Genomic DNA, 9,957 nt, shown 5'->3' on the forward strand with positions numbered 1-9,957 from the left:
CCGCGCCCGGCGGCACCGTCGAGGCCCCCTCCGCCTACCGGGAGGCGGGCGCCGGGATCAGTCCGTGAGCTCGTTCTTGCCGAAGAACGGCGCGTACCCGGACGGGAGCTGGCTCAGCAGGTGGTTCAGCTCGCCCCCGGAGACGGTGCCCGCGAGCGTGCTGAGCACGGCGTCGGCGTCCCACTCGGCGGTCCGCTCGGTGGCGCCGGTCATCCCGGCGACCCGGCGGCAGAACTCCGCCGACCCGTACGACTCGGCCCGCGCCGCGTCGCGGTCGCGCATCAGCTCGTCCAGCGGCTCGGGGAGCTGCGCCGCCAGGTGGTCCGCGCCCTCCTCGGTGAGCCGGTCCCGCAGGACGCTCAGCACCGCCTGGGTGACGCGCTCGGCCTCCTCCCGGCCGCTGTAGTCCCCGTTGTCGCGGACCGTCGCGATGAACTGCCCGTACTTCATGGTCTGTCCCCTCTCCGCACGTCTGCGTCCGGTCCTCCCTGCCGGGGTGCCCGCGAACGCGGCCTCCATTCGGCCCGCGACGTGGTGAATCGCCCCACGTCCCCGCATGGAACCGGCCCCTCGGGTAGGGCAGGGGGACGCTGCTGAGCGAGGAGTACGACACGGCGGCGGGGCGGCAGGTCGGCAACGTCCCGCAGGCGTACTCGCACGTGGTGCGGAGGCCCGACCCGGAGCCCTGCGGGGCGTGCGCGCACGGCCAGTTCGACATGTGCCGCAACGGCCGGTACACCGAGCGCGGCATCAAGGAGATCGACGGCTACGCGAGCCGGGCGTGGACGGTCGAGGCCGACTACGCGGTGAAGCTGGACCCGCGGCTCGCCGACGTCGGCATGCTGCTGGAGCCGACGACGGTGGTCGCGAAGGCGTGGGAGCAGGTCGACAAGGTCGGCGCGCGGGCCTGGTACGAGCCGACGTCGGTCCTGGTCACCGGTGCCGGTGTCAGGTCTCCATGCCGAGCAGCGGCTCGTCGGAGGCGCGCAGGTCCTGGTTCGGCAGGCCGTCGGGGAAGTCGCGGCGCACCCGTTCGAGCGCGGCCAGCGCGATGTCGAGGTGGCGCCGCTTGCTGGTCTCGTAGAAGGACCTCGCACCGTCCGACAGCTTGGGCGCGGCGTGCAGCGGCTTGTCCGAGACGCACAGCAGCGTCGCGTTCGGGATGCGGTACCGGAACCCGTTCGCGGCGATCGTCGCCGACTCCATGTCGACGGCGATGCAGCGGGCGCCCTTCATCGCCGCGAGCGTCCGGCGCTGGTTGAACTCCCAGTTGCGGTTGCCGGTGGTGTGCACCACGCCGAGCCGGTAGCCGGCCCCGGCCGCCTCCAGGCTGTCGAGCAGGATGGTGTTGAGCCGGTGGTTGGGGATGACCGGGATGTCGGTGGGGAGCACCTCGTCCAGCACCTGGTCGCCGCGCTGGTAGGCGGTGGCGAGCACGTAGTCGCCGAGCCGCTGGTGGTTGCGGAGCCCGCCGCAGTGCCCGACCATGATCATGGTGTCGGGGCGCAGCACCGCCAGGTGGTCGGTGATGGTCTTGGCGTTGGACGGGCCGACCCCGATGTCGACGAGGCTGACGCCGTCCCCCTCCGGGGTGCGGTGGTGCCAGGCGGCCATCTGGACGCCGGGGCGCTCCGGCCCCTCCGCGCCCGGGAACCGCTCCCGGAACGTCTCGACGTACATCGCGTAGTTGGTGAACAGCACGTGCCGCTGGAAGGACTCGGCGGGAGTCCCGCAGTAGTGCGAGAGCCGGTCCAGGGACAGGGCCATCCGCTCCGGCCCGAACAGGAACAGCTTCTTGCCGCGCAGGTCGACGTGGTCCTCGTCGAGCGCCGCGAAGAACCCCGGGTCGTCGAACGGCAGCGCCCGCCGCGACGCCCGAACGCTCACGTTCGCGCCGGCGCGGATCAGCGCAGACAGCTCCCGGCGCAGGTAGCCGCGGATCGCGCCCGGCCGCGCGAACTCGCCGGTGATGTGCGGGTTCGCCGCCGACCAGGGGCGTTCGACGTCGATCGCGGGATACCAGCCGTCCGCGTCGATCGCGCACAGGGCGTCCAGCAGCTCCTCCACCGCCGGAGCCGGGGCCCCCGCGGTCTCCGCCGGCGCCGCCGTGACCGGCCCGGCCGTGCCCGCCGCGTTCCGCTCGACCACCCGGACGCCTCCCTCCGAACCCCGTGCACGGGCGGCGTCCTCGGTCCGCCGCCCGCGGCGATCGTATCCGGCCGGACGACCGCGAGCAGGTGATCAGTTCATGAGTGTCGCCTTTGCACGGTCCTGAATGTCATTCTGTTCTGGACGAGGGCGGGTGCGCGCGCCCGCCCGCCGGCCCCGCCCCCGGAGCACGCATGCTTGACAAGGAAGCCCTCCGCCGGAAGTACCGCGCCGAACGCGACAAGCGCCTCCGCCCCGACGGCAACGCCCAGTACCAGCGGCTGACCGGCCGGTTCGCCCACTACCTCGCCGACCCGTACACCCCCGTCGCGCCGCGCGAGCCGCGCACCGACCACGTCACCGCCGCGTTCATCGGCGGCGGGTTCGCCGGGCTCGTCACCGGCGCCCGGCTGAAGGAGGCCGGCGTCGACGACGTCCGGATCGTCGAGAAGGGCGGCGACTTCGGCGGCACCTGGTACTGGAACCGGTACCCGGGCGCCCAGCCGCTGGGACTACGCCTACACCGGCGGCGACCCGTCCGGCGCGCCCATGGACCGGCTCGCGGACAAGCGCGTCGCGATCATCGGGACGGGCGCGACGGCCGTCCAGTGCGTCCCGCACCTCGCGCGCGCCTGCCGCGAGCTGTACGTCTTCCAGCGGACGCCGTCGTCGGTGGACGTCCGCGGCAACCACCCGATCGACCCCGAGTGGTTCGCCGGGATCGCGACGCCGGGCTGGCAGCGGCGCTGGCTGGAGAACTTCACCTCCAACCAGACCGGCGGCACCGCCGAGACCGACCTCGTCATGGACGGCTGGACCGACCTCAGCCGCCGCATCCGCGCCCGCTATGCCGCGCTCGGCCCCGGCGAGGCGACGCCCGAGCGGATGGCGGAGGTCTACGAGGAGTCCGACCACGAGAAGATGGAGGAGATCCGCGCCCGCGTCGACGCGATCGTCGAGGACCCGGAGACCGCGGCCGGGCTGAAGGCCTGGTACCGGCAGCTGTGCAAGCGGCCCTGCTTCCACGACGAGTACCTGCAGGCGTTCAACGTCCCCGGCACCCACCTCGTCGACACCGACGGGAAGGGCGTCGAGCGCGTCACCGCGTCCGGCGTCGTCGCGGGCGGCCGCGAGTACGAGGTGGACTGCGTCATCTACGCGTCCGGGTTCGAGGTCGGCACCGAGCACACCCGCCGCGCCGGCTACGACATGACCGGACGCGGCGGCGTGAAGCTGTCGGAGTACTGGTCGCAGGGGATGCGCACCCTGCACGGCACCCACGTCCACGGCTTCCCGAACGCGTTCATCGTGCAGCCCGCGCAGGGCGCGAACCTCATCTCCAACATCCCGCACAACCTCACCGAGGCGGGCGCGACGACCGCGGCGGTGATCCGGCACGCCCTCGACGGCGGGTACACCGAGGTCGAGGTGACGCGGGAGGCCGAGGACGCCTGGCTCGACCTGCTGCGCACCGCGCCGCCCCGGATGGCGTTCCTGCCGGACTGCACGCCCGGCTACTACAACAACGAGGGCCAGGCGCCGTCGCCGTGGTCGCTGCTGAACGTCGGCTACCCGGCCGGCCCCACCGCCTACTTCTCCTACCTGGAACGCTGGCGCACGACATTCGCGGGCCTACGGTTCCACTAACCGTTGAGTTGTGGCGTGTCGTGGTTATTCCGCGCGCGATAACCACGACACGCCACAAGTCAACGGGTTAGTCGGCGACGTAGCGGGTTCCGCCGCGGCGGCGGTCGTGCTCGCGCTGCCGCCGGACGACGTACGTCCCCGGCGCGCAGCCGGACGCGCCGTGCTCGGGATGCAGCAGGTACACGACCTCCGACGCCTCGAACACGCCGATGGCGAGGAGGGTGTCGTCGACGACGTTCCTCGTCCAGCGGCAGGTGCCGGGCTCGGCGACGAGCGAGTGCGTGTTGCGGCCCGCCTCGGCGCGCAGCAGCTCGACGCCCTCCGGCGGGACGTCCCGCCAGCCCGGGCGGGCGGACGGGCCGGGGCGCTCGGGCAGGACCTTCACGCCGGGGACGGCGTCCAGCGGGATGACGATCAGGTCGCCCTGGGCCTGCAGCGTCCCAGCCGTCGGCGTAGCGGACGGCCGGGCCGTCCGGGGCGTGCAGGCGCACCTCGCCGTCGTCCCCGCACGGCTCGGTGCGGACGGCGACGGGCCGCTCGGACACCGCGCACACGTCGTCGTGCGGCCACCACCAGCCGGCCGACGTGAGCGCGGCTTCCCACAGATCGAGGTGTTCGGCCTGCCCGGACGTGAACGGGACGCCCGCCAGACGGCGCACGACGTCGTAGTAGGCGATCCAGGAGACGCACAGCGTGCCGTACCAGGTGGGGGCCAGGCGCCGGAAATCGTGCGCCTCGCGTGCGGCCATGGCGAGCGTGCCGCGCACCGAGCGGGCCAGCGAGAACCGCACCTGCTGCTGGAACAGGCCGGCCAGGCCGGAGCAGTGCTCCCTGACCGCCTCGTCCAGGTCCAGGCGGAGCCGGAGCGCGGACGCGGCGAGTGCGCGCGCGGCGGGCCCGTCGAAGACGTGCGGGCCCTCCGGGCGCAGGCGCATCCCGGGCGGGACGGTCTCGAAGGCCGCGAGCGGCGAGGGAACCCAGTGGAACCGGGGAGGAGCGAGTCCGGCCAGGCGGTAGAGGCCGGAGATGGCCGCTTCGGCGGCCGGTCGGTCGGCGGGCCGCGCGCGCAGTGCCCGGCCCAGCCATGCGTCGCGGATGGCGGCAGCGTCCCGCTGCACGGCTCCGCTCATCGGATGCGGGCGGCGGCGCCCCTTTCATCGATCATGTACCGCATGCTGGCAGACGCCGGCCCGTCATGTCCACATACTTCACGCCCGCACTGGAGGATCCACCGCGACCCACCAGGAACCTCTCAGGGTTCTTTCACCGGACGTTGAACTGGGCCGCATAGACCGTCCGTCATGGGTCTGACACGACGCGGGTTCCTGATGGGGACGGTACTGGCCGGCGGGGCCGCCCTGGCGGGCGCGGCCGGAACGCTGCAACGCGGCGGCGGCACGGACGCCGATGCCGATACCGCAGCCGCCGCCGAGCCGAGCGGATACCTCACGCTGCCCGGAACGCAGCCGCCCAAGGTGACCGTCCGCCGCACCGGGCAGGTCGCGCCGGGGCTGGTGTTCCTCGGGCCGTTCCGCGGCACCGACTACGCCGACGCCCTGATCGTCGACGACGACGGCGAACCCGTCTGGTTCCGCGGCTCCACCGACCTCGTGACGGACCTGCGCGTCCAGACCTACAAGGGCGAGCCGGTGCTGACGTACTGGGAGGGCGCCCGGCTCACCGGCGGGCACGGCGCGGGCAACGGCGTCGTCCTCGACCGGACCTACACCAAGATCGCGGAGGTCCGGGCCGGCGACGGCGTGCAGGGCGACCTGCACGAGTTCCAGCTCACCGACCGCGGCACCGCGCTCCTCACCGCCTACCCCGAGGTCACCGCGGACCTGCGGCCGATCGGCGGCCCCCGCGACGGGCACGTGTACGGCTGCCGCGTCCAGGAGGTCGACATCGCGTCCGGGAAGGTGCTGCTCGACTGGCAGGCGCTCGACCACATCGACATCGCCGAGACCAGGATGCCGATGACCAAGGACACCGACGGGACGGAGGGCAAGACGTTCGACCCCGTCCACGTCAACTCCGTGCAGGCCTACGGCGACACGCTGCTGATCTCCGCCCGCGACACCTGCGCGCTGTACTGCGTCGACCGGCGGACCGGCGCGGTGCGGTGGCGGCTCGGCGGCCGGCGCAGCGACTTCGCGGTCGGCTCCCGCGCCGCGTTCGCCTGGCAGCACGACGCCCGCCGCCTCGACGCCACCACGATCTCGCTGTTCGACAACCACATCACCAACGTCGGCGACGGAGCGTCCCGCGGGCTCGTCCTGAAGATCGACGAGAAGGCCCGCAAGGCCACGCTGCTGCGCGAGTACACCGACGGCAAGACCTACGGGCAGTACATGGGCAACGTCCAGCAACTCCAGGGCGGCAACGTGCTCGTCGGGTACGGCTCGACCGCCGCGGTCATCGAGTACGGGCCGGACGGCGAGCCCGTCATGGAGATGACCGGCGCCGGCTCCTACCGCGCGTACCGCTCGCCCTGGTCGGCGCGGCCCGCGACGGCGCCGTCCGTCGCCGTCGCGTCGGTGGCGAGCGGGCGGATGCGGGTCCACGCGAGCTGGAACGGGGCCACCGACGTCGCGGCCTGGCGGTTCCGCACCGACGCGGACGCGGCCCGCTTCACGACCGCCGCGACCGTCCGGCGCACCGGATTCGAAACGGCCGCGACCATGCCGGTCGCGCCGCGCGTCATCGCCGAGGCGCTCGGCGCGGACGGCGGTCTCCTCGCCCGGTCCGCCGTCCAGGCCGTCAGCGTCTGATTCCGGCCCCGGGGTCAGGCCCCGGGCGGCCGGTTCAGCGTCGAGTTCAGCGCCCGCAGCCGGTCCAGCTCGCGGCGGTCCCGCTTCGTCGGGCGCCCCGCGCCCCGGTCCCGGCGGCCGATCGGGATCAGCGCCTCCCGCGGCGGCGGGGGCGGGCTCTTGTCGATCAGGCACTCGGCCGCCGCGGGCGCCCCCACCCGCTTGCGGACGATCTTCTGCACCACCACGATCCGCTCCCGGCCGTCGTGCCGCAGCCGCACCTCGTCGCCGATCTTCACCGCGGTCGCCGGCTTCGCCCGCTCGTCGTTCACCCGCACGTGCCCCGCGCGGCAGGCCGTCGTCGCCATCGACCGCGTCTTCAGCAGCCGGACGGACCAGATCCACAGATCGACCCGCACCGTCCCCTCGTCCGCCATGCCCAGGAGTCTATTGACCACGTCAACGGCTTATCCCGATCTTCGATGCGCCGTGATCCACGCGTCCGCCCGCTCCCACTGCGCGTACAGCCAGTTGATCCGGGCCTCCCGCTCCTCCGGGACGTCCTCCGCCGGGATCCGCCACCACCGCGCGCGGACCGGCTCCGTCAGCGGCACCCGCCGCCAGATGTCCCCGGCCGACGCCATGTGATCCAGCCCCACGTGCGCGACGAACACCACGTCCGCGCCGGGCGCCGCCTCGATCGCCGCGAGGACGCCGCCCGGCCGCGGCGGCATCAGGTTCCGCATCCGCGCCGCCCGCACCGCGTCGCGCCGCCGGCGGCGGCGCGCCAGCCGGCGGATCGCCCGGCGCCGCCGCTCCGGCGAGAAGTTCCCGCCCTCCGGGAAGATCAGCAGCGCGTCCCGCGGCCCCAGCCCCTCCGCCAGCCGCCCGATCCGCTCCGTCGCGCCGCCGCCCTGCACGAACACGTTCGGCAGCCGGTTCGCGGCGATGTCGATGCACGGATCGAGCTGCAGCTCCCCCTTCATCACCACCCGCGGCCGCCGCCGGTACCCCGACAGCAGGTGGTGGACGAGGATCAGCGCGTCGCCCGGACCCGCGTGCCGGCTGAGGACGATCAGCGGACGGTCGCCGCCCGTCCCGTCCCAGCTCCCCTCGTCCTCGACGCGCAGCCCGAGCCGCCGCCCCGCCACCGCGTACAGGCCCGCGACGTAACGGCGGATGACGTCGTAATGCCGCTCGTCACGCCCCCGCCCCGTACACCACAGCCACCCGCACTCCAGCACCGCCGCCGACTCCCGCAGCCCCCACGCCAGCGCGAACCACAGAAACCGGACGGCACGCCGGCGCTCCCGCCCGAACACCGTCCCGAAGAACCACACGAACGGGAACGCGAGCACCACCAGCGACGTCAGCAGGAACAGCACCGGCGTGCAGACCAGCCGCCGGACCACGGGGGGCGGCACCATCTCACACCCGCTCCTCGAGATACCTCGCCGACGCCGCGTACGCCCGCTCGATATGCCCCGCGATCCCCGACGCATCCCGGTACCGGATCTGCGTGTAGTCGACGCCCGCCTTATGCCGCTTCCCGCCCGCCGGCAGGACGTGCACCTCCAACCCGTCCGGCAGCGCCGCCATCTCCTCGAAGAACCGGTGCCGCCGCGCGATCTCGAACGCCACCATCCCCACCTCCCACGGCCTGCGCGGCGGCGCCAGCGCCCGCTCGACCCGCCCCACCTGCAACACGAAGATCCTCGTCGCGCCCAGCGCCACCGCCCGCCCCACCGGGATGCTGTGCACCAGCCCCCCGTCGAAGTAGTGCCGCCCGTCCACCTCCACCGGCGGCAGCAGCCCCGGCGCCGCGCACGACGCCAGCACCGCCGGGATCACCGGACCCCGCGAGAACCAGTGCCCCATCGCCGTCTCGATCCCCGCCGCCACGCACTGGAACGGCACCGCCATCTCCTCGAACGCCCGCGCCGGCAGCAGCCCGTCCAGCATCCGCCGCAGCGGCTCCGCCGAATGCAGATGCGTCCCCGACCGCGCCAGCGTCCACAACCGCTCCCACACCCGCGCCCCGAACACCTCCCGCGCCGCGTCGTCCGACCACACCCCGGTCAGCCGCTCCACCGCCGTCTCCGGATCCGCCGCGACGAACGCCCCGTTCAACGCCCCGATCGACGTCCCCACCACCAGATCGGGCCGCACCTCGGCCTCCTCCAGCGCCCGCAGCATCCCCACCTCGTGCGCACCGAGCACGCCCCCGCCGCCCAGCACGAACGCCGTCCCGCCCGACTCCGCCACCGTCCCTCCTCAGCCCACCGGTACATCCCCCCAGAAACCAAGCCAAATCCGCTTGACCTTCACACCCATGCGAGGCCCTACCGTCCCGGTATGACCACCCGGACACCACAGCGACGCGCGACGATCGTCCACGGCTACGGCGCCACCCCCGCCGACCACTGGTTCGGCGACCTCGCCGGACAACTCCGCCGCGCCGGCGTCGCTACCACGATCCCCGCGCTCCCGGACCCGCTGGACCCCGACCCCGCCGCGTGGACGGCCGCCGTCCGCGCCGCCGCCGGCGCCCCCGACGAGAACTCGATCATCGTCGCGCACAGCCTCGGCTGTCTCACCGCCCTGCGCCACCTGCGCGCCCTCCCGGCCCCGTCGCGCCTCGGCACCCTCGTCCTGGTCGCCGGCTTCACCGAGCCGCTGCCCGCCCTCCCCGGACTGGACGCCTACATAGCGGACGGCTGCGACGTCGAGGGCCTCGCCGACCGCATCGACCACCTCACGGTCCTCCGCTCGGACGCGGACCCGGTCGTCCCACCCGGCCACACCGACCGCCTCGCCCGGCGGCTCGGCACCACCGCCGAGATCGTCCCCGGCGCAGGCCATTTCCTGGCCACCGAAGGCATCACGTCCCTCCCCCAGGCCCTGACCGCCGCCCTACCCTGAAACGATCAGGTGCCGCAGTCGGCGCGCTCGGTGCGGTCAGTGCGGTAGGCGCGATCGGCGCGGTTTCTCTGTCCCTGTCCTCACATCCCCCCTTATCCACAGCCTGTGGATAAGGGGGGATGGTGCGAGCACCGAACATCCCCAAGCATGCGGCAGCACATGACGCATCAACCGCCCGACCTGAGTTCGCTCAGACGATCGGCCATGGGTTGCACACGTGCCGGAGGCCTTCAAGGGGGTGTTCGGCTGTTCTTCAAGGGGGTGTTCGGGTGTTCCTCGCGAGGAGTGTTCGGGTGTTCGAAAATCCACAAGAGGGGTGTTCGGGTGATGAGGTGGCGCTTGCGTACGGGGCCGCCCCTCCAAAGTCAAGGGCGCCTTCGGCGTCGCTACGCGATGGACTTCGTCCACCCTTGACTGTGGAGCCTCTGCGGCCCCTGGGCAGGTGTTGGGGGCCGGGGCCGCCGGCCCCGCCCCCCGGGGGCGCCCCCCC

At 73.4% G+C, this 9,957-nt stretch carries 9 protein-coding genes and 3 pseudogenes; 5 read left to right on the plus strand and 7 right to left on the minus strand.

Going from position 1 to position 9,957, the window contains the following annotated elements; translation table 11 throughout:
- Positions 1-57: 57 nt before the first annotated feature.
- On the minus strand, positions 58-450 hold the full coding sequence (locus tag F8568_RS35725; RefSeq protein WP_151598053.1) for a DUF2267 domain-containing protein: 393 nt from the start codon (positions 448-450) through the stop codon (positions 58-60).
- A 209-nt stretch (positions 451-659) separates the two neighbouring features.
- Here F8568_RS35725 and F8568_RS35730 point away from each other — a divergent pair.
- A pseudogene (locus F8568_RS35730) lies at positions 660-947 on the plus strand (theronine dehydrogenase); the annotation flags it as partial.
- Position 948: 1 nt separating this feature from the next.
- Here the strand turns inward: F8568_RS35730 and F8568_RS50740 are convergent.
- A complete protein-coding gene (locus F8568_RS50740) occupies positions 949-2,148 on the minus strand; it encodes a phosphorylase family protein (RefSeq protein WP_151598054.1) in 1,200 nt (399 codons plus the stop codon).
- A 194-nt stretch (positions 2,149-2,342) separates the two neighbouring features.
- Here F8568_RS50740 and F8568_RS51235 point away from each other — a divergent pair.
- Positions 2,343-2,591 (plus strand): annotated as a pseudogene (locus tag F8568_RS51235) (monooxygenase); the annotation flags it as partial.
- A 106-nt stretch (positions 2,592-2,697) separates the two neighbouring features.
- Positions 2,698-3,795: a flavin-containing monooxygenase gene (locus F8568_RS35740; RefSeq protein WP_236009823.1), complete on the plus strand. Its 1,098-nt coding sequence runs from the start codon at positions 2,698-2,700 to the stop codon at positions 3,793-3,795.
- Between the two features lie 67 nt (positions 3,796-3,862).
- On the opposite strand, the gene F8568_RS35745 is transcribed toward F8568_RS35740, so the two are convergent.
- Together F8568_RS35745 and F8568_RS51240 are read right to left on the minus strand one after the other, a co-directional pair.
- On the minus strand, positions 3,863-4,180 hold the full coding sequence (locus tag F8568_RS35745; protein ID WP_202125723.1) for a hypothetical protein: 318 nt from the start codon (positions 4,178-4,180) through the stop codon (positions 3,863-3,865).
- 115 nt (positions 4,181-4,295) lie between these two features.
- Positions 4,296-4,925: pseudogene (locus F8568_RS51240) on the minus strand (hypothetical protein); the annotation flags it as partial.
- Positions 4,926-5,096: 171 nt separating this feature from the next.
- On the opposite strand from F8568_RS51240, the gene F8568_RS35750 reads away from it, so the two are divergent.
- On the plus strand, positions 5,097-6,566 hold the full coding sequence (locus F8568_RS35750; RefSeq protein ID WP_151598055.1) for an arylsulfotransferase family protein: 1,470 nt from the start codon (positions 5,097-5,099) through the stop codon (positions 6,564-6,566).
- A gap of 14 nt (positions 6,567-6,580) precedes the next feature.
- Here the strand turns inward: F8568_RS35750 and F8568_RS35755 are convergent, their stop codons facing one another.
- Genes F8568_RS35755 through F8568_RS35765 form a run of 3 tightly spaced genes read right to left on the minus strand, consistent with a single transcriptional unit; the run spans position 6,581 to position 8,810 of the window.
- Positions 6,581-6,982 (minus strand): RNA-binding S4 domain-containing protein, encoded by a 402-nt coding sequence (locus F8568_RS35755; protein WP_151598056.1) that lies wholly within the window; start codon positions 6,980-6,982, stop codon positions 6,581-6,583.
- 30 nt (positions 6,983-7,012) lie between these two features.
- Positions 7,013-7,972 (minus strand): 1-acyl-sn-glycerol-3-phosphate acyltransferase, encoded by a 960-nt coding sequence (locus F8568_RS35760; RefSeq protein WP_151598057.1) that lies wholly within the window; start codon positions 7,970-7,972, stop codon positions 7,013-7,015.
- 1 nt (position 7,973) lies between these two features.
- On the minus strand, positions 7,974-8,810 hold the full coding sequence (locus F8568_RS35765) for a patatin-like phospholipase family protein (protein WP_328601169.1): 837 nt from the start codon (positions 8,808-8,810) through the stop codon (positions 7,974-7,976).
- A 90-nt stretch (positions 8,811-8,900) separates the two neighbouring features.
- On the opposite strand from F8568_RS35765, the gene F8568_RS35770 reads away from it, so the two are divergent.
- A complete protein-coding gene (locus F8568_RS35770) occupies positions 8,901-9,467 on the plus strand; it encodes an RBBP9/YdeN family alpha/beta hydrolase (RefSeq protein ID WP_151598058.1) in 567 nt (188 codons plus the stop codon).
- Positions 9,468-9,957: the final 490 nt, after the last annotated feature.

Origin of the sequence: Actinomadura physcomitrii, from assembly GCF_008923205.2 — a bacterium.
Classification (GTDB): Bacteria; Actinomycetota; Actinomycetes; order Streptosporangiales; family Streptosporangiaceae; genus Spirillospora; species Spirillospora physcomitrii.

Coding starts and splice junctions, on each gene's coding strand:
- F8568_RS35760 (WP_151598057.1), bottom strand. CDS start 7,972: ATGGTGCCGCCCCCCGTGGTCCGGCGGCTGGTCTGCACGCCGGTGCTG.
- F8568_RS35725 (WP_151598053.1), bottom strand. CDS start 450: ATGAAGTACGGGCAGTTCATCGCGACGGTCCGCGACAACGGGGACTAC.
- F8568_RS35755 (WP_151598056.1), bottom strand. CDS start 6,982: ATGGCGGACGAGGGGACGGTGCGGGTCGATCTGTGGATCTGGTCCGTC.
- F8568_RS35770 (WP_151598058.1), top strand. CDS start 8,901: ATGACCACCCGGACACCACAGCGACGCGCGACGATCGTCCACGGCTAC.
- F8568_RS35750 (WP_151598055.1), top strand. CDS start 5,097: ATGGGTCTGACACGACGCGGGTTCCTGATGGGGACGGTACTGGCCGGC.
- F8568_RS35740 (WP_236009823.1), top strand. CDS start 2,698: ATGGACCGGCTCGCGGACAAGCGCGTCGCGATCATCGGGACGGGCGCG.